22 protein-coding genes are annotated in these 23,407 nt (G+C 49.1%); 3 read left to right on the forward strand and 19 right to left on the reverse strand.

The annotated features are described in order from the left end of the window. Positions 1–97: 97 nt before the first annotated feature. Entirely contained in the window at positions 98–1,762 is a 1,665-nt protein-coding gene (locus ACYVB1_RS01540; protein WP_460919788.1) for an AsmA family protein, read from the reverse strand. Positions 1,763–1,903: 141 nt separating this feature from the next. Here ACYVB1_RS01540 and ACYVB1_RS01545 point away from each other — a divergent pair, with 141 nt between their 5' ends. Then, positions 1,904–2,464: a TetR/AcrR family transcriptional regulator gene (locus tag ACYVB1_RS01545; protein WP_460919790.1), complete on the forward strand. Its 561-nt coding sequence runs from the start codon at positions 1,904–1,906 to the stop codon at positions 2,462–2,464. Positions 2,465–2,474: 10 nt separating this feature from the next. Further along, positions 2,475–3,338 (forward strand): alpha/beta fold hydrolase, encoded by an 864-nt coding sequence (locus ACYVB1_RS01550; RefSeq protein WP_460919792.1) that lies wholly within the window; start codon positions 2,475–2,477, stop codon positions 3,336–3,338. Between the two features lie 155 nt (positions 3,339–3,493). Here ACYVB1_RS01550 and hisIE read toward each other — a convergent pair whose 3' ends face one another. The 15 genes from hisIE to ACYVB1_RS01625 form a co-directional block, all read right to left on the reverse strand. Further along, entirely contained in the window at positions 3,494–4,102 is a 609-nt protein-coding gene (hisIE, locus tag ACYVB1_RS01555; RefSeq protein WP_460919794.1) for a bifunctional phosphoribosyl-AMP cyclohydrolase/phosphoribosyl-ATP diphosphatase HisIE, read from the reverse strand. 120 nt (positions 4,103–4,222) lie between these two features. After that, a complete protein-coding gene (hisF, locus tag ACYVB1_RS01560; RefSeq protein ID WP_460919796.1) occupies positions 4,223–4,981 on the reverse strand; it encodes an imidazole glycerol phosphate synthase subunit HisF in 759 nt (252 codons plus the stop codon). Then, positions 4,975–5,697, reverse strand: a complete 723-nt coding sequence (hisA, locus tag ACYVB1_RS01565) for a 1-(5-phosphoribosyl)-5-[(5-phosphoribosylamino)methylideneamino]imidazole-4-carboxamide isomerase (RefSeq protein ID WP_460919798.1) — start codon at positions 5,695–5,697, stop codon at positions 4,975–4,977. Before hisA ends, hisF begins: the two co-directional genes overlap by 7 nt. Then, the gene (hisH, locus tag ACYVB1_RS01570; protein ID WP_460919800.1) at positions 5,694–6,275 is read right to left on the reverse strand and encodes an imidazole glycerol phosphate synthase subunit HisH; all 582 of its coding nucleotides are present in this window, start codon (positions 6,273–6,275) and stop codon (positions 5,694–5,696) included. The genes hisA and hisH overlap by 4 nt, the downstream gene beginning before the upstream one ends. A 331-nt stretch (positions 6,276–6,606) precedes the next feature. Further along, positions 6,607–7,950: a magnesium transporter gene (gene mgtE / locus ACYVB1_RS01575; RefSeq protein WP_460919802.1), complete on the reverse strand. Its 1,344-nt coding sequence runs from the start codon at positions 7,948–7,950 to the stop codon at positions 6,607–6,609. Positions 7,951–7,978: 28 nt separating this feature from the next. Then, entirely contained in the window at positions 7,979–8,596 is a 618-nt protein-coding gene (locus ACYVB1_RS01580) for a hypothetical protein (RefSeq protein ID WP_460919804.1), read from the reverse strand. Between the two features lie 278 nt (positions 8,597–8,874). Continuing rightward, positions 8,875–9,885: a bifunctional 3-deoxy-7-phosphoheptulonate synthase/chorismate mutase gene (locus ACYVB1_RS01585; RefSeq protein WP_460919806.1), complete on the reverse strand. Its 1,011-nt coding sequence runs from the start codon at positions 9,883–9,885 to the stop codon at positions 8,875–8,877. Then, entirely contained in the window at positions 9,882–10,664 is a 783-nt protein-coding gene (trpA, locus tag ACYVB1_RS01590; protein WP_460919807.1) for a tryptophan synthase subunit alpha, read from the reverse strand. The genes ACYVB1_RS01585 and trpA overlap by 4 nt, the downstream gene beginning before the upstream one ends. Then, a complete protein-coding gene (trpB, locus tag ACYVB1_RS01595) occupies positions 10,657–11,844 on the reverse strand; it encodes a tryptophan synthase subunit beta (protein WP_460919809.1) in 1,188 nt (395 codons plus the stop codon). The genes trpA and trpB overlap by 8 nt, the downstream gene beginning before the upstream one ends. A 101-nt stretch (positions 11,845–11,945) precedes the next feature. Next, positions 11,946–12,578, reverse strand: coding sequence for a phosphoribosylanthranilate isomerase (locus ACYVB1_RS01600; RefSeq protein ID WP_460919811.1), 633 nt, complete (start codon positions 12,576–12,578; stop codon positions 11,946–11,948). Further along, on the reverse strand, positions 12,575–13,390 hold the full coding sequence (trpC, locus tag ACYVB1_RS01605) for an indole-3-glycerol phosphate synthase TrpC (protein WP_460919813.1): 816 nt from the start codon (positions 13,388–13,390) through the stop codon (positions 12,575–12,577). The genes ACYVB1_RS01600 and trpC overlap by 4 nt, the downstream gene beginning before the upstream one ends. Positions 13,391–13,492: 102 nt before the next feature. Continuing rightward, positions 13,493–14,503 (reverse strand): anthranilate phosphoribosyltransferase, encoded by a 1,011-nt coding sequence (gene trpD / locus ACYVB1_RS01610; protein WP_460919815.1) that lies wholly within the window; start codon positions 14,501–14,503, stop codon positions 13,493–13,495. 136 nt (positions 14,504–14,639) lie between these two features. Then, complete coding sequence (locus tag ACYVB1_RS01615; protein WP_460919817.1) at positions 14,640–15,203, reverse strand: anthranilate synthase component II; 564 nt, start codon at positions 15,201–15,203, stop codon at positions 14,640–14,642. Position 15,204: 1 nt separating this feature from the next. Continuing rightward, positions 15,205–16,617 carry an anthranilate synthase component I family protein gene (locus ACYVB1_RS01620; protein WP_460919819.1) on the reverse strand — a complete coding sequence of 471 codons (1,413 nt, stop codon included), beginning with the start codon at positions 16,615–16,617 and terminating at the stop codon, positions 15,205–15,207. A 260-nt stretch (positions 16,618–16,877) separates the two neighbouring features. Continuing rightward, on the reverse strand, positions 16,878–18,224 hold the full coding sequence (locus tag ACYVB1_RS01625; protein WP_460919821.1) for a M20/M25/M40 family metallo-hydrolase: 1,347 nt from the start codon (positions 18,222–18,224) through the stop codon (positions 16,878–16,880). A 906-nt stretch (positions 18,225–19,130) separates the two neighbouring features. Here ACYVB1_RS01625 and ACYVB1_RS01630 point away from each other — a divergent pair. Beyond that, a complete protein-coding gene (locus ACYVB1_RS01630) occupies positions 19,131–19,541 on the forward strand; it encodes a hypothetical protein (protein WP_460919823.1) in 411 nt (136 codons plus the stop codon). A gap of 68 nt (positions 19,542–19,609) precedes the next feature. Here the strand turns inward: ACYVB1_RS01630 and hisB are convergent, their stop codons facing one another. From hisB to hisD, 3 genes are all read right to left on the reverse strand, one after another. Continuing rightward, a complete protein-coding gene (gene hisB / locus ACYVB1_RS01635) occupies positions 19,610–20,710 on the reverse strand; it encodes a bifunctional histidinol-phosphatase/imidazoleglycerol-phosphate dehydratase HisB (protein ID WP_460919825.1) in 1,101 nt (366 codons plus the stop codon). Positions 20,711–21,075: 365 nt separating this feature from the next. Beyond that, the gene (gene hisC, locus ACYVB1_RS01640; protein ID WP_460919827.1) at positions 21,076–22,122 is read right to left on the reverse strand and encodes a histidinol-phosphate transaminase; all 1,047 of its coding nucleotides are present in this window, start codon (positions 22,120–22,122) and stop codon (positions 21,076–21,078) included. Beyond that, entirely contained in the window at positions 22,115–23,404 is a 1,290-nt protein-coding gene (gene hisD, locus ACYVB1_RS01645; RefSeq protein ID WP_460919829.1) for a histidinol dehydrogenase, read from the reverse strand. The genes hisC and hisD overlap by 8 nt, the downstream gene beginning before the upstream one ends. Positions 23,405–23,407: the final 3 nt, after the last annotated feature.

Below are 23,407 nucleotides of genomic sequence, written 5' to 3' on the forward strand. Positions count from 1 at the left end.
GGTGCAGCATTTCGCAACCTGCCTTAGTGAGTGCTGCACCGGAGGTTTTTAATATGTTTGCTGCACAAGCTTGGTGTGCGTAGCCTTAAAGCGATTGCTATTTTATGGTGGCAATGGACTTGAAACCGTCTATTAACCCTCTAGCCCAGTAACTGAACATAGATTTCTTTTCATTTCGCTGAACTTCTACTTCGCCTACCCTTGGTTCCTCTCCTGCATCGCCGGGATTACTTTCCTTGATGACTATCCAATTCGCTAGTTCTGACAATATTTCTTTTCCCAGCGACTGTTCTCCTCCTGTTCCTTTGGATAGAAGCTCCACCTCAAAATTACTGTAAATGAGGTGCATTGTCCCGGTAGCCTGTTCATTGGTGAATTCTAAATCGACACTACCGCGGCTGATGTGTCCGCTTTCAATACGCATGAAGGCAGTAGGCTCAATTATAGGGTTCAGAATTTCAGGGTTAGCTGACGCTACTTCACCATGTACGGTATGGTATCCGTTTTCAGCCAGCAGGGGCATTCTCACTGTCATGTTGGCTGGCACCTTGCCCATCACTACTCCTCTTACGTGTGCCACTGCCGGATTTTCCATGGAGATGTGCTCAGGCATGTTACTGAAATTAGACATTGAAATGTTCAGGTTCTCCAGGGTCATGCGTCCCCGCACTGCTGCCTCCGGCACAATCTCCTCGTACTCTATAAAACCACTTTTCAGCTTTAAGCTATCCAGCAAAAACTTTGTGGGCATATTCTGAACCATCTCATGTAGCAGCGGCGTCTTCGTCTTATTGCTGAAATTCTTCTTGTCTTTGAATATGTAAAAAGAAGGGTCATGTATGAGCAACTGCCTGGCTATGAAGTGGCCTTTTCTGGAGTGCGCAGGATAATCTACGCCGTTGAAGGAAATTACAGGAACCTCTATTTCCATATAAGATACCGACTCGCCCTTGGCACGTGCCATACCGGCAGCATCCGTAGTCGGGTCCAACACCACCTGCTTTGCCTCCAGCATCCTGCCCTGCGTATTTAACCTCAAAGAATCTGAGGTCAGCCTGTAAAGGCCATCAGGCGTCAGGAATCTGCCCTGCGCAGCCTCGAATAGGATGCTGTTTGCATAATATGCCCTGTCCTGCGCCTGAAACGACTGGCTGTCCAGTTTAACGTCATCAATGGTTAAGTGATACTGCCCGATACTGGCCACTTCTTTGATGTTATCTTTGGTACCATCCCGGTAACTTATTTTCCCCCTGTCCAGCCTGATATGGCCAATCTTCAACCCTTTTAGTTTGTCGGGCACTGACTGATGCAGCGGCTTTTGTTGGGAGGTGGTATCTTCCCGCATGACGGTCATCTGCAGTTCAGGCTGCACGATGCTCACTTCGTCCACATCCACATCTTTGCCGAACAGCACCGCCAGGTAATTAACCCCAACCACATCAATAGATTTTGACTGAACGTCAAGCAGCATGGGCTGTACATCCTGGTTCTGACTGTGCAACTGCTCCCATCGCTCATAATCAGGCATCAGCGACAGACTGTCTACTGAAACGTTTCCTATAAATGGAGATAGCTGCAGCCCGTACAGTTGCATCGAATAAACCCTATCCGACTGCTGCGCTACCATTCGCTCCAGTTTGTTTTGCAGCCATATTGTTAAAAAGAATAAGCCAACAAAAAGAAAAAAAGCTATTCCCAGTACCCAGGCCCCAATCTTGAGCCAGTGCTTTCCTTTATTCCTGTTTTCTGTTTTATGTCTCACAAGTAAATATTTTAGATATCTTTTTATTCCTACGGAACTGCAAGCGGTAAGAAAGGTGTACCAACACCAATTTTTGGTGGAAAGGTTTGTTTCAAGGGTAAGCTAAACTAAATTGAATGAACACCCGTTCATTCAATTGATATGAAAAAGACGCAGGAGAAAAGAGAGAAAAGTAAAAGATTACTGGCAGACACTGCCCTTAAACTCTTCTCAGAAAAAGGGTTTGCGGCTACTTCCATTCGTAATATCGCCTCGGAGGCCGGTGTGTCCCTGGGGCTGATGTACAACTACTTTACCAGCAAAGAGGAGCTGTTACAGGAAATTTTTCTGCTCGGCAACAATGATATTATAGCGTCTTTTGCCCCTGCAACTGCCGCACCAGGAGTCTCATCTTTGAAGCAGCACATTTTACAAACCGTGCAGAAACTGAAAGATAAAAGGGATTTCTGGCGCCTGTTACACAGCCTGCGGTTCCAGGGCCAGGTGTTGCTTCCATTAAGGCAGGAAATAGAAGACCAGCAGCAGTATATAGTGACACAGTTACAAAACAACCTGAGGGAAGCCGGTGTGCCATTTCCTGACCTGGAAGCAAAGCTGCTTTTCGCTTCCATTGACGGGATGGCCGCACACTACCTGCTGAACAGGCATTATCCTATAGACGAAGTGGCCCACCTGCTGATAAGTAAGTATACAACCTCATAAACCAATAACGATGAACTCTCCGAAATGGCTCGACCGTATCCTCTACCCGTTTCAGCACCACACGCTTAAACTTGAGGCGGGGCACATGCATTTTGTAGACGAAGGCACTGGAGCACCCATTGTGTTCGTACACGGAACCCCTACCTGGTCTTTTGTGTGGCGGCAGCAGATCAAATCCCTCAGCCGCACCTATCGCTGTGTTGCGCCAGACCATCTGGGCTTTGGCCTTTCTGATAAGCCGAAGGGTTTCGCTTTCACGCCGGCAGCACATGCCGATAATCTGGAAGCTTTAATAGAGCATCTCCAGCTCCGGAACATTACGCTGGTGGTGCACGATTTCGGAGGCCCCATTGGGTTGCGGTATGCGCTGCGCCATCCTGAAAATGTGAAGAACATCGTTCTTCTGAATACCTGGATATGGGACCTGCAGGAGGAAAAACAAATAAGTAAAATAAGCAGGTTTATGAGTGGCAGCATCGGGAGGTTCTTATATCTGCAACTCAGTTTTTCTGCCCGGCTTTTACTCCCGAGAGGATACCACGAGCGCAAGCACCTTCCAAAAGACATCCACCAGCATTACATGAAGCCTTTATCTTCTTCAACAGCCAGGCTGGGCACCTGGCATTTTGCAAAAGCGCTACATGAAGCCAATCCTTATTTCAAAGCACTATGGGAGCAGCGGGAAAAGCTGCGTAGCATCCCGAAACTGATACTATGGGGCGAGAAAGATGCGCTGCTGCCGCATCATTTTCTGGATAAATGGAAGGCAGCGTTTCCGGAGGCAAAGGTGATTCAATTTAGAGCAGGGCATTTTCTGCAGGAGGAAAAAGGAGGTGAAGTAGCGGATGCAATCAAACAGGTATTAGCTATATAAAATACATGGCATGAACATACAACCGTTAAGGAGAATAATTTAAGGGCGGTAAGGTAGGACATACATCAAAGCAGTAAGCTTTAGAGGCAAAAAGGAGCAGCGGCATATTATATACCGCTGCTCCTTTTTGCTTTCAGCTGTACATATACAGCTTTTTATTTCTTGTGCCGCTCCTGCAATACCGCTACAACATCTTTCAGTTGCAGGCCGGTGGCAGAAAGAAGCACCAGCAGGTGGTACAGCAAATCAGCCGCTTCGCCTTTCATCGTGTCGAGTTTGCCAGCCACGGCATCTATTACTGTTTCAACGGCTTCCTCTCCTACTTTCTGGGCAATTTTGTTCACGCCTTTATCAAATAGAAAATTAGTATAAGAACCTTCAGCCGGATTGGCTTTACGCTGTTGGATTACTTCCTCCAGTTCTGCTACAAACCTGATTGCCGCGGTACGGTTTGCGGCAGCTTCCTCTCCAAAGCAGCTGGTGGTGCCGGTGTGGCAGGTAGGCCCGTTTGGCTTTACTTTAATCAACAGCGCATCATTGTCACAATCGTGGGTAATGCTGAGCACTTCCAGGGTATTGCCAGAGGTTTCTCCTTTTGTCCAGAGGCGGTTTTTGGAGCGTGAAAAAAAGGTTACCAGTCCATCTTGGCGCGTTTTAGCAAGCGCCTCCTGGTTCATATAGCCAAGCATCAGCACCTGCCCCGTCAGTTCATCCTGTATCACGGCTGGTATTAATCCGCCAGCTTTATCAAAGTCTAATTCCACCTGTTTTAAGTTAAAAAGTTAGAGAATCAAAGAGTAAGAGAGTATAAATTCTTGTCTTGAACGGCATGGCACCTTCCATCACACATTCACTCATCCACTCCATCACTCATTCAAAATTGATTATAGCCGCACATCCACGCCCTGCTCCTTCAGGTAGCTTTTCAGCACAGGCACTTCAAGTTCCCGGAAGTGGAACAGACTGGCTGCCAAAGCTGCATCAGCATGCGCCTGATGAAACACATCTGCAAAATGCTGCATACTACCGGCACCACCAGAGGCAACAACCGGTACTGATACGGCCTGGGCTACAGCGCCTGTGATATCCAGGGCAAAACCTGCTTTCGTTCCGTCGTTGTTCATGCTGGTGAGCAGTATCTCGCCTGCACCCAATTCCGTTACCCTGCGTGCCCAGTCTACTGTGGCATGTTCGGTCTCTACGGTTCCGGCACGGGCGTAGACTTTCCAGCCTGTGGCATCGGTATGCTTTGTATCCACTGCCACCGTGACGCACTGGCTGCCGAAACGCTTCGCCAAATCCTCCACCAACTGAGGATTCCGAATGGCGGCAGAGTTGATGGACACTTTATCAGCACCTGCCTGCAACAGCACTTCCACGTCGGCCACAGCACTGATACCACCACCTACGGTGAAGGGAATATCGATGTGACGGGCTATATCGCGTACGAGTTCAGCAAAGGTTTTTCGTTCTTCGTTAGTAGCCGTAATATCCAGGAAAACGAGTTCATCGGCACCTTGCTCGGCGTACCACTTCGCCAGTTCCACCGGATCTCCTGCATCGCGAATATTCTCGAAGCGCACGCCCTTTACGGTGCGTCCGTTCTTGATGTCGAGGCAAGGTATAATGCGTTTGGTTAACATATAAATCGCTCTAAATCTTTTAACTGGATGGTGCCCTCGTAAATGGCTTTGCCAATGATGGCTCCTTCCACTCCTATTTTCTGCAGCACTTCCAGGTCTTCCATGGTCGTTACACCACCACTTGCTATCAAACCCGCTTCCGGAAGTGTAGCCTTCAGTTCCCGGTAAGTATCAATAGATGGCCCCTGTAACTTACCGTCTTTGCTGACGTCCGTACAAATGAACAGCTTTGCACCGGTCTTTACATAATCAGACATGAAATCCTGCAAAGCATAATCGCTTTCTTCTGTCCAGGCACTGATAGCAATATGCTGGCCCTTAAAATCTGCACCAACAATGATTTTATCAGCCCCGTACTTTTGCAGCCAGCCTTTTACTGTTTCTGGTTCACGCACTGCTATACTGCCAGCCGTGATTTGCGTGGCACCGGCATCAAAAGCCTGCTGCACCGCCTCCTCCGACTGCAACCCCCCGCCGAAATCGATGGTCAAGCTCGTTTTGGCAGCTATAGTCTCCAGAACAGCTAAGTTTACCGGTTTCCGGGCACGGGCACCGTCCAGGTCTACCAGGTGGAGGCGCTTGATGCCGTGTGCTTCAAACTGCTTCGCAACTTCCAGGGGATTGCTGTTGTAGGTAGTTTGCTGCGAAAAGTCCCCTTCCGTCAGGCGCACGCACTGGCCGCCAATCAAATCTATAGCAGGTATAATGTCCATCATAGGGCTAAAAAGTTCTTGATGATTTGTGATCCGGCAGGTCCGCTCTTTTCAGGGTGGAATTGCGCGGCATAAAAGTTCTTGTACTGTAGAGCAGCTGAAAAGGGCTCCGGGTACTGGGACTGGGCAATGGTGTAGTCGCTGTTCGGCACATAGTAGCTGTGCACATAGTAAACGTACTCCTGCTCCTTTATCCCCTGAAACAACGGCGAAGAAAGGTTCTCTAACTGGTTCCAGCCCATGTGCGGCACTTTCAGATCTGTCTGGAAGCGCTTTACCTGCAGCGGTATGATACCAAGCAAATCAGTGTCGCCTTCCTCGGAGTGCTCGCACAGCAGCTGCATACCCAGGCAAACACCGAAAAAAGGCTGCTCCAGGGTGGGCAGGAGTTTGTCGAGGTTGCGGGCCTTCAGCTGCGCCATCGCTGATGAAGCCTCTCCCACACCCGGGAAGATAACTTTGTCAGCAGACTTGATAGTCTCAAAGTCGGCACTCAGTGTAGCCTGTATACCCAGGCGCTCCAGCGCAAACAGCACCGACTGTACGTTACCGGCTTTGTAATCAACTATAACCAGATTCATTCTATTCAAACATTAAGTTTCAGACAGTAGAACTAAGACTTTATTATTATCGGCATGTTCGTTTAAAGCCCTTTTGCAATCAATAAATAGCCTTTGCACGCATGCTGTACATCCCATTCATCCTGTAAATCCAGATTCAGACAAACAAAAAAGCCTGACCCTATTCGGAGTCAGGCTTTGGATATAGATATCGTTTTATTAGCAAATCCAAAGGCAGGCATCTCCGAAACGCTTGTTTCGTGCACGATGATGATGGAAATGTGTTCTTATACCTGCCATTGCTACAAAGATAAAACTTGCTGTGGAAATTTATAGCCAATGCTTAAAAAAATTAAAGCAAGGTGCCTGTTAGAATCGCCGCCGCAATAGAGAAATAAATAACCAGCCCCGTCACATCTACCAGCGTAGCCACGAAAGGTGCCGATGAGGTAGCAGGGTCTAAGCCTAATTTCCGCAGCAGAAACGGAATCATGGAGCCGGAAAGGGTACCCCACAACACAATACCAACAAGTGAGAGGCCAATCGTGACGCCAATTAAATTTGCATACTCGCCGTAGTCGTAGAAGCCTGCCTGCTGCCAGAGTATAATCCTCAAATAACCGACAGCACCCAGAATAATCCCAAGCAACAAGCCCGACAAAACCTCTTTCCGCATCACATACCACCAGTCCTTTACCCCGAGCTCCTTGATGGCCATGGCGCGCACAATCAGGGTGGCTGCCTGCGAACCGGAGTTCCCGCCGCTGGAAATAATCAGGGGGATAAACAACGCCAGCACAACCGCCTGCTCAATTTCGCCTTCAAAGAAGCCCATGGCCGAGGCAGTCAGCATCTCTCCCAGAAACAGAATGAGCAGTACGCTTGCCCGCTTTCTTACCAGCGTTAAAAGCGGTGTATCAGTATAGGATAATTCCAGCGCCTCCAGACCACCAAACTTCTGTATGTCCTCTGTATCCCTGCGCTCAATCTCATCAAAAATATCATCGAACGTGACAATGCCTACCAACACGCCGCTCTCCGACACTACCGGCATTACAGCACGGTCATACTTATTGAATTGCTCAATGGATTCCTCCCGGGTCATGGTGGTAACCAGGCTCACAAACTCGTAATCCATCAACGACTCAATCGTTTGCTCCTCATCTGCCATCAGGAGTTTTCCAATCCTTATGTCATCCACCAGCCTGTTGTCCTTGTCCACCACGTAGATATGGTTCAGCGTTTCTGCCTTTTTTCCGTACCGCCTAATGTTGTTTAACGCCTGCTTTACCGTCCAGCCTTTCTTTGCCTGTATATAATAGGGAGTCATCAGGCGGGCGATACTTTTTTCGGGGTAGCCCAGCAGGTTCAGGGCGATGCTTTTCTCCTCCGGAGAAAGAAAATTGATGGATTCTTTTATCAGGAGGTCAGGAAAGTTTTCAAAGATTTCGGTTCTGTCATCAGGGGCCATGTTCTCGAGCATGGCTGCCGTTTCACGCGAGCCAAGTTCTTTCAGCATCTCCTCCTGCACGTTGTGGTTAAAGTAGGTGAATACTTCCGCTTTCATGTCGCCGGGAAGCAGCAAAAAAGCCAGGATCCGTTCCTTCGCGTTCAGTTCGGTGATGGTTTCGGCAATGTCATTCGGATGCTTATGCCGGAGATCCCTGAGGTTAATATCGGTGCTAGTTTGGGTCATACGTTGCTTCTTAGATCGCTTTCTTTTGTCAGTTCAGGTTAAGGCCGAATGCCAGCCCCACCCATGGCTTTCGTTGATAAATCCACTCCTGCCGGTTTTCATCCAGTAAATGGTCTACGCCAACAGCCAGGCCCAGTGTAAAATTGTTGATGCCAACTATACCCGCTATCCCATTCACTAAAACAACTCCTTCATACTCATAAGCAACCTGTCCCAGTGTAACAGATTCGTTCATTACGGTAGAACCAAGGCCGGAGAAAAGCCCTATACTAAAGCCAAAATGATTAAAGTGCCTTTTATAATTACCGATGGGGGTTCTGTTATATCCCATTCTGAAGTAATCGTTCCGCAAACCTAAGTAAAGTGCGGCCTGAATACTGGTGTTGAGTTGTTTCGGAAAACCGGATGTACCGGGTCGGTACTTGAAAGGGATGCTTAGTAAATCTATGTCGAAAGAGGGTGTGGCAAAAGAATAATGCTCTGTAAGTGGCTCATCTGTTTCAAAAGCCGTGTTCAGCACTACCTTATTTAATGAATCCAGCACAGGCCCCTGAGCTGAAGGACGAACAGGATACAGCATTAAAGAGTCTTCCTGAAGCGGGTCCACATACATGCGTCTTGTTGGCTTGTCATCGTGTAGTTTCACTCTATAGAACCCTTCCGTAAATTGGTATTTTGATGATTCCTGAAAATTAGAACACCCGGATAGTAAGAAGCCTATCAGGAGTATGAGTCCAGAAGCCGGCTTTTTTTTACAACTTAGAAAACTTCCTTTGAAGAAATGGTAAATCGGGTACAGTTTATCCATAGTTTCATTTATTGCTCTTTTTGAATACGGAGAAAATGCAATACTTAGCTGTTTTCTCATGAAAAAGCCTGATTCAGGGCTGAATCAGGCTTTTCAATTGGATATTCTTTGTTGTTTTAGAAACTCTCGCGCAGCGCATAGGCCTTGCGCATGCGCTTAATCAGGCGCTCCGACTCCTGGAAGTTGAGTGTTTGCTGCCCATCAGAGAAAGCTTCTTCCGGCTTCTGGTGCGTTTCATAGATAACACCATCAGCGCCTGCCATCACTGCCGCTAAAGACATTTCCTCTACATAATCGCGCAGGCCAATGCCGTGGGATGGGTCCACAATGACAGGAAGATGGGTTTTCGCTTTCAGTACCGGCACCGCATTCAGGTCCAGCACATTGCGGTAGGCATTCTCATAGGAGCGGATACCACGCTCGCACAGCATGATCTTTTCATTACCATTCGAGAAGATGTATTCTGCTGCCTGCAGCAACTCCTCCAGTGTACCGGAGATGCCACGCTTCAGCAATACGGGCTTTTGTGCTTCACCCAGGGAATCGAGCAGGTTAAAGTTCTGGCTGTTGCGGGCACCCACCTGGAATACATCCACAAAGTCAATCATCTCCTCAATCTGCGACACCTGCATCACCTCGGTGATGATTTTGATGCCGTTCTCGCGGCAAATGCGGTAAAACATCTGCAACCCTTCCATACCCATACCTCTGAACGCATAAGGAGAACTTCTTGGTTTGAACACGCCACCCCGCATGATCTTAACGTCGTTTGCTACCAAGTGGTCGACTACCAGTTGTATCTGTTTCTCACTTTCAATAGAACAAGGCCCTGCCATAATGCTGAAGCTTCCTTCCCCAATGACCACGCCATCGCCAATGTCGATACGGGTAGGCTCTACTCTCCATTTGCGGGAAATCAGCTTGTACTCATCCGACACGCGGTGTATGTCCGCCACACCTTTCAACTGGCCAATCGTACGGATATCAAAATCTTTTTTACCTATTCCTACAATGTAATGGCCTTCCTGAGTGACTACTTCATTTCCCTTGAAGCCCACTTTTTTAATTTCCTGCAGGATATTTTCTTTTATATCAGCGGATATGCCCTGCTGTAATTGTATGATCATCGTTCGTTTCTAATGCGTTGAATAAATGACTGGATGTTTTCTTGGAGGCTTCCCTCCTGCGCCAGCGCCTTAATGAACGCGCTGCCGATAATGGCGCCTTTCGCATGCTGGCATGCCTGTGTAAAGGTGTCGTTGTCATGAATGCCAAAACCTATCAGGCCGGGATTACGCAGTTCCATTGACCGCACCCGCTGGAAATAATCTGTGTTGGCCACTGCCTTGCCGGTAGTGCTGCCGGTGGTGGAGGCAGAGGAAACCATGTAGACAAAGCCATTGGTATGGCTATCTATCTCGCGGATACGCTTTTCCGGGGTCTGAGGCGTAACCAGGAAAATTTTACTAAGGTTGTTTTCTTCAAACAACTGCTTGTACTCCCGCACATAATCTGCAAGCGGTAAATCAGGCAGAATGATGCCATCAATACCTACTTCCCTTGCCATCTGGCAGAAGCGCTCCACGCCAAACTGCATCACCGGGTTCAGGTAGCCCATCAGCACCAGCGGAATCTGTGTTTTCTGCCGGATATCTTTTAACTGCTCAAACAGCTTTGCAATCGTCATCCCGTTGCGTAACGCTATATCGCTGCTTTGCTGTATGGTAGGTCCATCAGCCAGTGGATCAGAGAACGGCATGCCCACCTCAATCAGGTCTACGCCATTTTTCTCAAGCTCCAGTATAATCGGTACAGTGTCTTCTAAGTTAGGGTAACCTGCTGTGAAGTAAACAGAGAGCAGGCCCTGCGGCTTCTGTTCAAAAAGCGTCTTGATTCTGTTATCCATTTAATTGGAATCTATCTAAGTACGTTGTCAAATCTTTATCACCCCGGCCTGACAGGTTCACCACCACTACATCCTCAGGCTTTGCTCCTATTCTATCCAGCGCAGCAATGGCATGGGCACTTTCAAGCGCCGGAATTATCCCTTCCAGCCTTGTGAGTTCCAGTACTGCCTGCAATGCTTCCTCATCGGTGATGTTTTCGAAGATAGCCCGCTTCGACTCGTGCAGGTGCGCGTGCATCGGTCCAACTCCCGGGTAGTCCAAACCGGCAGAGATAGAGTAAGGCTCCGTTACCTGCCCGTCTTCCGTCTGCATAAGTAAAGTACGGCTACCATGGATGATGCCCTCCTTACCAAGCACAGACGTAGCAGCAGACTCCCCTGACTCTACGCCCATCCCGGCGGCTTCCACAGCAACCAGTTTCACTTCAGGTGTATCGAGGTAGTGGTAGAAAGCACCCGCTGCATTGCTGCCACCTCCCACACAGGCGACCACATAATCCGGGTTCTCTTTGCCTGTCTTCTCCTTTAACTGCCACTTCATCTCTTCCGAGATAATAGCCTGGAAGCGTGCCACCATATCTGGGTATGGATGTGGACCAACTACAGAGCCAATGATATAGTAAGTGTCTTCAGGATTATTGATCCAGTCGCGGATAGCTTCGTTGGTAGCGTCTTTTAAAGTGCGGCTTCCGCTGGTGGCAGGTACCACCGTAGCACCCAGCATCTTCATGCGGGCAACGTTAGGTGCCTGGCGCAGAATATCTACCTCGCCCATGTACACGATACACTCCAGGTTCATCAGGGCACACACCGTTGCGGTGGCCACCCCATGCTGACCAGCACCTGTCTCGGCAATAATGCGTTTCTTACCCAGCCGCTTTGCCATAAGCACCTGGCCTACGGTATTGTTGATTTTATGGGCCCCGGTATGGTTCAGGTCTTCCCGCTTCAGGTAGATTTGGGTGTTGTATTTCTCCGACAGGCGCCTAGCAAAATAAAGCGGCGTGGGGCGCCCCACATAATCTTTTAGCAGTGCCTGCAGTTCCTCCTGGAAAGCGGGCTCCTGCATGATTTTGAGGTAATTTTCGCGAAGCTCTTCTACATTCGGGAACAGCATTTCAGGGATATAGGCTCCACCGAATTTGCCGTAAAAGCCGTTTTCGTCAACTGAGTATTTCATGTTTTTAGTCTCTATTACTAATTGTCATTTCGACCAAAGGGAGAAATCTGATATAGGTTTTGACTTACTTATTCAGATCGCTCCTATCGTCGGGTGGCACATTATAACTTGCTTTTTATTAACGGCATCAGTTCCTTCAGTTGCGCCACCTTTTTCAAGCCTGGCTCCTGTTCAAAGCCACTGTTTACATCCACGGCAAAAGGTTTGGGCCTGAGCTTCTGGAACTCCTCGCTCTGCAGGTTCTGCAGGCTCAACCCACCGCTCAGGAAGTACGGTTTGGTAGAAATATGCCCTTTCAGCAGTTCCCAATCAAAAACCACCCCATTACCACCGTATTGCTTGCCTTTGGTATCAAACAGAAAATAGTCGCAGTACCGTTCATACAGCAAGGTGCTTTCAAAGGAGAAAGCATCGTCCACAGAGAACGCTTTGATCATCCGGATGCCTGCTTCCTGCAGCTCCTGGCATTGCCGTGGCGTTTCCTTGCCATGTAGCTGCACCAGGTCCAGTCCGTAAATTTTTACCGTTTCTTTTATCTCCTCGGTGCTCTGGTTCACAAACACACCTATTTTTTGGACAGAAGCAGGCAGCGAAGCCAGCAATTCGGGTGTGATGGTGTCTCCGACAAAACGCTTGGATGCCTGGTAGAAGATAAAACCCATAAAATCCGGTTGCAGCGCAGCTACTTGCCGGATGTTCTCGGGTTCACGCATGCCGCAGACTTTTGCCTTCATGCCAGGGTCCCCTTCTTTTCCTGCAGTGCCAGGAATTCTTTTATAAAGGCAGCGGCAGCACGCTCCGGCCGGCTGCTGGTCATGAAGCTTTCGCCAATCAGGAAGCCGTTATAGCCTGCCTCCTGCAGATCCACCAGTGTTTGCGGCTGGCTCAGGCCACTTTCCGAAATCTTGGTCATCCCTTCAGGAATGTGCTTTGCCAGCTCAAAAGATAAACCGACATCGGTAGTAAAGGTTTTCAGGTTACGGTTGTTCACCCCCACCACCGTAACATTATCATTCAGGCTCTGCTGCAACTCCTCCAGGTCATGTACCTCCAGTAATACTTCAAGGCCGAGGCTTCGTGCAAAGGCGGCCAGTTCCTTCAGGCGGGCAGGCTCCAGCGCCGCCGCAATCAGTAGAATGGCATCCGCACCAATAGACTTTGCTTCCACGATCTGGTACTCGTCGACCACAAAGTCTTTACGCAGGATGGGGCAATAGTTAAATTTTCTGGCAGTAATCAGGTCCTCGTTCTTTCCCCCAAAGTAGTTTGTATCTGTCAGGACAGACAAAGCGGAGGCACCCGCCTGCATATAGCCGATAGAGGTTCTCTCTACAGAAACATAGGGGTTAATGTCACCCTTAGAAGGTGACTTTCGCTTTATCTCTGCAATAATGCCACTTTTATCGGGGCGCAGCAGGTAGTGCTCCAGGGAAACACAGGGAGTACCAAAGTAAATACTTTTCTCCAGCAGCTTTACCGGGTACAGTTCCCTGCGCTCGGCTACTTCTTTATATTTCTGGGCAATGATTTCGTCTAAGATGTTCATGTTGTTTCGTATGCTGGTGCCTTATTGGAGGCAAATTTAAGTTTATGAATTGAGCCGTCCAACCTCGCCGTACCTGCCTTGCTCATGGCAGGAAGCCGGTTGTCAGGCCGTTGCCAGTTTCTCGTCGTTTATCAGCCTGTTAAATAAGGCATAAGCCTCCCCTGACTCAAGTGTTTCCTTCGCAAGGGCAACAGCATCCTGAACAGCCAATTCCGGCTTGGCCGTTTGTAGAGCCATACCGGCATTAGCTGCTACTACCGCTTTCTGCGCTTCCGTGCCTTTCCCTTCCAGTACGTTCAGGAAGATTTCTGCTGATGCCGCTACATCCCCACCGCCTTTTATCTGACCGTGCTGCAGGGTTGGAAGGCCCAGCGTTTCCGCATCATACAAGGCCTCTTTGTTATCAGAAATCACTTTGAAAGGACTAGTCAGGGAAACTTCATCATAACCATCCAGGGTGTGGATAATGCTGTAGTGAACGTCTGGCTGCTGCTGGTAAAGATAGCCGTACATGCGGGCAAGCTCCAGGCTGAAAACTCCTACCATCTGGCGCTTTGGGAAGGCTGGGTTCACCATCGGGCCCAGCATATTGAAAAAAGTTTTAACACCTAACTCTCTGCGAATTGACCCCACGCTCTTCATGGCGGGGTGGAACAGGGGCGCGTGCAAAAAGCAGATGTTGTATTTGTCGATGCTTCGTTCCAGTGCATCGGTATCCGTTGTAAACCTGACACCCAAAGCCTCCAGCACATTCGAGGAACCACAGGAAGAAGACACGCCGTAGTTTCCGTGCTTGGCCACATGCACGCCGGCAGCCGCCACAACAAAAGAGGACAGCGTGCTGATGTTGAAAGTATCTTTACCGTCACCACCCGTACCACACAAGTCTATTGGTTGATAAGCATCCAGATCAACGCGGTGGCAAAGGTCGAGCAAGGCGCTCCGGAAGCCTTCTAGTTCGTCTACCGTAATGCTCCGCATCATAAAAACAGTCAGGAAGCTGGAAATCTGGTTCTGGTTATATTTCCCTGCAGTCACATTTACCAGCACTTCCCGGGCCTGCTCTTTTGTAAGCGTCTTATGCTCGAACAGGTGATTCAATATTTCTTTCATTGCTTTATTTATATTAAAGACTGTTAGACAAAGGACAAAAGAATTTGTAAACAGGAAAAAGGTCATTGTAAAAGGACCAGGATGACCTTATTCTTGTAAAGTCTTTTACCCTCTGCCCCGTAATCCTGCTACTAACTCAGCTTTCCAGCCAGTTCTTTATGATTTGCTTTCCATGCTCCGTCAGCACTGACTCGGGGTGGAACTGCACGCCTCGTACATCATGCTCCTTGTGGCGGAGGGCCATAATACGGCCAGCCTCGTCTACCGCGGTTGGCACCAGGCAGTCCGGCATTTGCTCTTCCACTAACCAGGAGTGGTAGCGGCCTGTTCCGAACTGCTGTGGCAGGTTCCGGAATAGCGGCTCGTCCTCGCTTACCACACGCACTGGTGTGGCAATTCCATGCCACACCTCATTGCTGTTAAACAACTTGCCACCATATACTTCACCAATGGCTTGATGGCCTAAGCATACGCCAAACAGGCTCCTGCTCGCCCCATACGTACGGATGACATCCTTCAGAATACCTGCCTCATCCGGGATACCCGGGCCTGGTGAGAGCATGATCTTCTGAAATTTACCGACCTCCTCCAAGGTGATTTTATCATTCCGCCGCACCGTTACCTGTGCGCCTAACTCCTGCAGCAGGTGCACGAGGTTATAAGTAAACGAGTCGTAGTTATCAATAACAAGAACTTTCATATCAGTTAATCTCCTGTGCTATTTGAAGGGCACGGCGCAGTGCCATCAGTTTATTGTCTACCTCCTGCAGCTCACTCTCGGGGTTAGAAGCGGCCACAATGCCTGCACCGGCCTGGTAGTATAATTTATAGTCTTTGCTTAAAAAAGATCGAATCATGATGGCGCTGTTAAAGTTCCCGTTGAAGTCAAGGAAGCCGATACAGCCACCGTAAAAGGCTCGGTTGGTGGTTTCGTAGCGGTCGATGAGCTGCATGGCCATATGCTTAGGTGCCCCAGACAAGGTACCCGCCGGAAAAGTGCTGGCTATCATCGGCAGTGAATCCTCCTGTTTGTTCAGCTCTCCGGATACTTTGGAAACCAGGTGAATCACATGGGAATAGAACTGTATCTCGCGGAAGGTCTCTACTTTCACGCTGTGGCCATTGCGGCTGATGTCGTTACGGGCCAGGTCCACCAGCATCACGTGCTCGGCGTTCTCTTTCGGGTCTGCCAGTAGTTTCTCGGCAAGGGCAGCATCCGCGGCATCATCTCCGGTTCTTCTGAAGGTACCTGCAATTGGAAAGATACTTGCCTTTTTGTCTTTTATCACCAGCTGCGCCTCCGGAGAGGAGCCGAAAATTTTAAAGCTGCCGTAGTCGAAGTAAAACAGGTAAGGCGAAGGGTTTACAGAGCGGAGGGCCCGGTACACGTTAAACTCATCCCCCTGGAAGGCCTGGGCAAAACGCCGGGAAAGCACCAACTGGAACACATCCCCCCTGAAACAATGCTGCTTTGCCTTCTCGATGTTCTTTAAAAAATCGTTGCCGCTGATGTTGTGCTCTTCCTCACCTACAGGCTTGAAAGAATAGCTCGGGATGTTGCGGCTGTTCAGCAGCGCCTCCAGCTGGCTGATGCCATCATCGCTGCCCTGGTTGTAGTTATGGGCGAAAATGAAAGCCTCGTTCGTAAAATGGTTGATGGCAATGATGTGGCGGTACACCGCATAGTATAAATCAGGGATCTGCTGGCGGTCCGGCCGAAGGTTCAAATCTATATCCTCAAAGTAACGCACGGCATCGTAGTTCATGTAGCCGAAGAGCCCATTGTGGATGAAGTTAAACTTATTCTGCTCTTCTATGTCGAAACTTCCGGCAAAAGCAGCCAGTTGCGCGGGCACATTTACCTCTTTCGTGATGTCGGTATGGCGGACACTGCCATCCGGGAAAGTCTCTGTCAGCACCTCGTTCTCCGCCTTGATGCTGGCCATAGGGCTGCAACAGATATAAGAGAAGCTGTTCTCCGCGCCGTGGTAATCGGAGCTTTCCAGCAGGATGCTGTTAGGGAAGCGATCGCGTAGTTTCAGGTATACGCTAACAGGTGTCAGCGTATCGGCCAGCAGGCGCTTAAAGGTAGTACTGATTTTGTAGTTCTTCATTGTTTTATAGAAGGTGCTAAACAAAAAGCCCGCTATTCCTGTGAACAGCGGGCTTTTCTCTTATATCGTGTGCTATTTCATTTCTTCATAAACTACATAGCTGTGCTGTTCACGTTCTGATTTTCAACGTGCCACCACCAAGCTGTATGTAGGTTCTGATTCACTTATATCTTTGTCTTTAACAGGAAAGGCTAACTTAGCCCCGACTTTTACAAATGTAGAGGCTAATTTGAAAACTCCCAACAATTAGCCCTGTTTTTTTAATCATTCGTTACATCAACCGGAAAACCCTCCTCCTCCTGCTGCAGTACTACCTGGAGAGGAGCATCGCCACAGGTATTCCTTATCAGCTTCTTATAGAAGCCAATGCTGGTTTCGAAAACCTCCACCTCCTGGCGCTCATCTACATTATGCACCAACTGTGCATCCTCCCGGCTTACCACCTGTGGCGCAAAGCGAAAGATGTTGTTCGTGAGACTGGCATAATGCTTCGCGTCTGTTGAACCCGGGAAGAGAGCTGGTACCACAAGTGAAACATCCGGAAAGGTTTGCCTGATACTCTGCTCTAATGCAGCATAAATCCAGGTATCCGTTGTAGTGATGGGCGATGGCGGGGTATACACGCCCACCTGCTCTACCAGCACCCGCTCATCGTTGATGGCTCGGTTAACGTGCTCCAGCACCGTTTGCTTTGTTTCCCCGTTCAGTATGCGAATGTTCAGTACAGCCTTCGCCATACGAGGCATCACGTTATAAGCGTCTCCGGCCTCTAAAACAGTAGGAGACATTTGTGTGCGAATGAGTGCATCGGTGGCCCTGTCGTGTGCCAGCATCTTTAAAATCTTACCTTTGAAAAGGCCATAATGCCGCATGGCAAATTTGTACCTGCCTCCCATTTTATCAGCCATCAATTCCATGGTTTCTTTTGAGGTCGGAATCATGCGGGCTGGAAAAGGGTTGTCGTGCAGGCGACTCAGGGCAGCACTTAAAATGGAGATCGGGGTATCGCGGGGTGGTGCAGAAGAATGGCCTCCCTCCCCTTTTACCTTTAGCTGCAGGTTAATGCCCCCCTTTGCGGCCGTGCCGATAAAAGCAATAGGCTCTTCTATACCCGGCAGCACGCCTTTGGCTATGGCAAGCCCTTCGTCAAACACAGCTTCGAGTCTCACACCCTGCTCCTGCAGAAAAGCGCTTATTTTGCCAGCCCCGGCGGTGCCCCCTATTTCTTCATCATGCCCAAAAGCCAGGTAAATAGTTCTTTCGGGGCTATACCCCTGCAGCACCAGCTGCTCCACAGCCTCCATAATGGCTATTACACGGTACTTGTCGTCTAAAGCCCCACGGCCCCAGATGTAGCCGTCTTTCACCACGCCCGCATAAGGGGGCTGCTGCCAGTCGTCTTTTGTCTCTTCCTCTACCGGCACCACATCCATGTGTGCACTTAACAGTATAGGAGGCAGTTCAGGGTCCTTGCCTAGCCAGGTATACAGCAGGCTGTAACCATTCACAACTTTTTTCTGCAGTTGCTGGTGCAAGGCAGGAAATGCTTCCCCGAGGTAGTCGTGAAGGTCCAGAAACTCTGAATACCGGACTTCCTCCTCATTCACATCTGAAGCGGTCTGAAAAGTAATGGCTTTAGATAACTTTTGAACCGCTTCAGCAGTAACCGCAGCGGAGGCAACATTATCAAAACCTATATCCTGGGAAAAAGTGTAAGGGTGAGAAAAAAACAGAAAAATAAAAAAAATAACAATTCGCCTCATGCTGACCGGTATCTCCCGAAGGAATGTAAAATTAATTCTGAAGAAATATGGGAAAAGGCAGGATGCCTGCTTCTATTATAACTAGCTATGCAACTGAAGTATTGTTTCCCTAAGCCGGGAGATTCGTGCTTCAGGAGGTTTGAGGCAACAATGAAACCTTCTTTTTACCCGTTAGTCTTAAAGTTACGCTTAAATTTTTATAATGAAAAAAGAACAATTTTTAGGTTGTGCAGGCATACGAGGTAAAACAGTATCGAAAGTAGATATTGTAAGACAGGTATCAGTCCACCCAAGAGCCTGCGAATTAAAGAATGACCTGCTATGGCTGAACGTAGTATAGGCGACTTTACCAGGTTTCTGACTAAAGACGACTGGTAGAACCTGACTCCAGCAGGACCCTTTGGGGTAGATTCCGGGATTAGGGGAATAACGTTTAAAGACAGCAGTTGTCCGGATAATATGAGCCGCGCAGCACCCGGTCGCATACTCCTAGTATAAATTTTACAGTTTTGTGTAAAAATTTGATTTTTCATTAAGGAGGTGGACCGGCTATATACAATTTGTTTCTTAACTGGCAAAAATCAGGAAATCAATGTTTTGAAAACTCCCGATTTGGTAACAGGAAAAAACATATAGCATTTTAGCTGGATACTGCCTTATATATTAAGATATAATAAATATACTATATTTAGTAGCTTCCTTCATTTTTGCGTATTAAATTTGTGGCCTTCGTACTAAAAGGTGAGCTGAATGATGAAATTAGCACGAAACGAAATTTTATACAGAGACACTTATATTGTAATCGAGCTAAACCACCTGGAAGATTGGATCTATGTGAATTGGCGGGGATATGTAAATGTTGATACAGTTACAGCAGGCTGTGAAAAGATCCTCCACTTCATGGAGGAACATCAATGCTATAAAATCCTGAACGACAACACCAATGTGGAAGGAATATGGTCTGGCGCTTCAAAATGGGTTGGGCAAGACTGGATGCCAAGGATGAATGCGGCCGGGATGCTATGTTTTGCCTGGGTGTACTCGCCTAGTAAACTAAGCAGGCTCTCTACAGACAAATCACTGCGCTTTGTGCAGGATTATGAATGTATCAGCACCTTCGAAACAGTGGAAGAAGCAGAAGATTGGCTCCGGGCTAATTAAATTATATAAAATGGCAGTAAAAGAAGCGGTTGAACACAGACACTTCTTTTACTGCTATATTTTTTCCTCTAAAGCGTACCTTTTGTACTAGGGATGGTGGTATCCTGCAGGTCTCGCTCTACGGCCATTCGGATGGCCCGTGCAAAAGCTTTAAAAACAGCCTCTATCTTGTGGTGCTCATTCTGCCCTTCCACCTTTACATTCAGGTTCGATTTGGAGGTATCGCTGAAAGACTTGAAAAAGTGGTAGAACATCTCTGTTGGCATGTCCCCTACTTTTTCCCGCCTGAACTCACCATCCCATACTGCCCAGGGCCTGCCGCTGAAGTCGATGGCCACCTGGGCCAGCACGTCGTCCATAGGCAGCAGGAAAAAGCCATAGCGGCTGATACCGCGCTTATCGCCTAGTGCCTGCAGGAAGGCTTCGCCCAATGCCAAACCTGTGTCTTCGATGGTGTGATGCTCGTCTATGTGCAGGTCGCCTTTTACCTGTACAGTCAGGTCCAGCTTTCCGTGCTTCGCCACCTGCTCCAGCATGTGGTCAAAGAAGCCTAAGCCGGTATTTAAATCCTTTTTACCAGTACCATCCAGGTTTAGCTCCACCAGGATGTCTGTTTCAGAAGTGCGGCGTCTTACAGTTGCTTTGCGTGTAGCTGGCTGCTTCAGGAAAGCGTAGATCTCCTCCCAGCTGTTTGTGCTCAGGGCTGCCCCTTCTGCCGGAGTGTCGCCGATAAAAATGGCTTTGGCTCCCAGGTTCTGCGCCAGCTTCACGTCTGTCAGACGGTCGCCTATCACGTAGCTGTTCTCCAGGTCATACTCTCCTGCCAGGTATTTTTTCATCATGCCAATGCCCGGCTTACGTGTCTCCAGCCCCTCGTGCTCAAAGCTGCGGTCAATCAGGATGTCATCAAATTTGATTCCCTCGCTTTCCAGAATCTCCAGCATCTTGTTTTGATAAGGCCAAAAGGTATCTTCCGGGTAAGAGTCGGTGCCCAGGCCGTCCTGGTTGGTTACCATCACGAACTCGTAATCCAGTTCGCGGAAAATCTTCGCCATGTTGCTGATGGAGCCGGGCACAAAGGCAAACTTCTCAAAAGAGTCTACCTGGTAATCCGTTTTCGGCTCAACCAGGATGGTGCCGTCACGGTCTATGATTAATGCTTTTTTCATGTTGAGGTCTATAGATAAAGGGCAAATGACATAGGGACTAAGTGATGGTAGTCTTTTAAAATTATGTGGACTGGTTTAATTAATTGCTTCGAAAGCTTAATGGTAAATACTTTACTTCTGGCTTCAAACGCAGCCCTTGTTGTGTGTTTTCACCTACAAATGCTTGCTGGTCAAAAGACACAGCAAGGGCGGAAGGTACCTACCTATTATATAAAACCATTGTCATTTCGAACGCAGTGAGAAATCTGAAATATTGCGGGGTCATGAAATAACACAGATTTCTCACTGCGCTCGAAATGACAGTACAGCTTTTGCTTTCTGAGTTGAAGGCTTTGGTGCAGGTTAATCAAATCAGGAGTACAGGCCTACTCAAACTCAGAAATCGCCTGTATCAACTGCTGGTTTTCTTCCAGTGTACCGACTGATATGCGCAGGCAGCCCTCGCAACCGGGCAGGCTGGAGCGGTTGCGCACCACAATGCCTTCGCCCAGGAGGTATTTGTACAGGCCATTTGCGTCTTTCACCTTCACCAGGATGAAGTTGGCATCCGAAGGGAAAACTTTCTCTACCGCGTCCAGTGTAGGCAGTACCTGCATGAGCAGCGTGCGCTCCTGCACAATCTCCTCTACCATGTCCTTCAGGGCTTCAGAACGGGTCAGGGCCTCCAGTGCCAGTTCCTGCGTGGCCTCGTTGATGTTGTAAGGCGGCTTGATTTTATCCAGTACAGAGATGATTTCGGCAGAGGCGAAAGCAAGACCGAGGCGCAAACCGGCCATTCCCCACGCTTTTGAAAAAGTCTGCAACACAACCAGGTTCGGGAATTCAGCCAGGCGGGTGGTCCAGCTTGGCGTATGGCCGAAGTCTACGTAAGCCTCGTCCAGCACCACCAATCCGTTGAAATTGCGCAGAATGGTTTCTATGCTCTTCGTGTCGATGGCGTTCCCAGTGGGATTGTTCGGCGTGCAGATAAAGATGATTTTGGTGTTCGGCTTCACCTGCGCCAGCAGCTCCTCTACCGGTATCTGGAAATCAGGCGTCAGCTGCACGGCCTCCAGCGCCACATCGTTCAGGTTGGCAGACACCTCGTACATACCGTAGGTAGGCGGCAGGTGCAGCATAGCATCCTGCCCGGGGCGGCACACCATCCGGAACAGCAGGTCGATGGCCTCGTCGCTGCCGTTGCCCAGGAAAATCTGGTCTGGCTGCACGTCCTTCAGTTCCGCAATGCGCTCCTTCAGCTTCTTCTGGTGCGGGTCCGGGTAGCGGTTATAGTTTTCGCCGGCAAGGCTGCCGAGGTTATTTTCATTGGCATCCAGGAACACACTGGCAGCGCCTTTAAATTCGTCACGGGCCGAAGAGTAGGCTTTCATCTTCTGCACATTCGGCCGGATAATAGCATTCAGGTTAAACACGGTTTACCTCCTTCAATCTTATACTAACTGCATTTTTATGCGCCTCCAGCCCTTCGGCGGCGGCCATGGTTTCGATGGTGCTGCCAATCTGCTGCAAACCTTCCGGCGTGATGTACTGGAAGGTAATCTTCTTCACAAAGCTGTCTAATGACACGCCACTGTAGGCGCGGGCATAGCCATTGGTAGGCAGCGTGTGGTTGGTGCCCGAAGCATAGTCACCGGCAGACTCCGGGCTGTAGTTCCCGAGGAAAACCGAACCCGCATTGGTGATGCTGTCCAGCGCCTCTTCGAAATTGAGGATGGAAAGGATCAGGTGCTCTGGGGCGTAGAGGTTCGAGAAGTCCATCATTTCTGACACGCTTCCCAAAACAACTCCGATGCTGTTATCCAGTGCTTTCTGTGCAAATTCTTTACGGGGCAAAACAGCTAACTGTGCTTCCAGTTCCTGCTCCACTTTCGCCAGCAGTTTTTCAGAAGTCGTGAGCAGTACCACCTGCGAATCCGCCCCGTGCTCTGCCTGCGACAGCAGGTCGGCGGCCACAAAAGCAGGGTTGGCAGAATCGTCGGCCATCACCAGCACCTCCGACGGTCCGGCAGGTAAATCAATCGCCACACCGGCTTTGCTCACCAGTTGCTTGGCAACCGTCACGTATTGGTTTCCGGGGCCGAATATCTTGTAAACGGCAGGCACTGTTTCTGTACCAAAAGCCAGTGCGGCTACAGCCTGTGCACCGCCTGTCTTCACCACCCTGTTCACCCCTAAAAGAGAAGCGGTATACAATATGGCTGGGTGTACAGAGCCATCTTTGGATGGAGGCGTGCAAAGCACAAGTTCTTTGCATCCGGCAATACGTGCCGGCACGCCCAGCATCAGCAGCGTGGAAAACAAAGGCGCTGTGCCACCCGGAATGTACAGGCCTACATTTTCGATGGCCAAACTTTTGCGCCAGCAGGTCACACCCGGCATGGTCTCTACCTGCTTCATCGGCTCTGCCTGCTGTGTATGAAATACCTGGATGTTGCTGTATGCCTGTAGAATGGCCGCTTTCAGTTCCGCGGATATCCTGGATTCTGCCGCCGCAATTTCTTCTTCTGTGGCTAAAAGGCTTTCCAACTGCACCCCGTCGTACTTCGCAGCCAGTTCCAGCAGGGCAGCATCACCCCGCTCCTGCACCAGCCTGAATGTTTCGAGTATGCCCGGCTCCAGTTCTTCCAGTTTTTTGGTAGGGCGCTTTACCAGCTCCTGCCATTCCCCCTGATTTGGATTTATGATTTTACGCATGCC

Source organism: Pontibacter brevis (assembly GCF_054779655.1).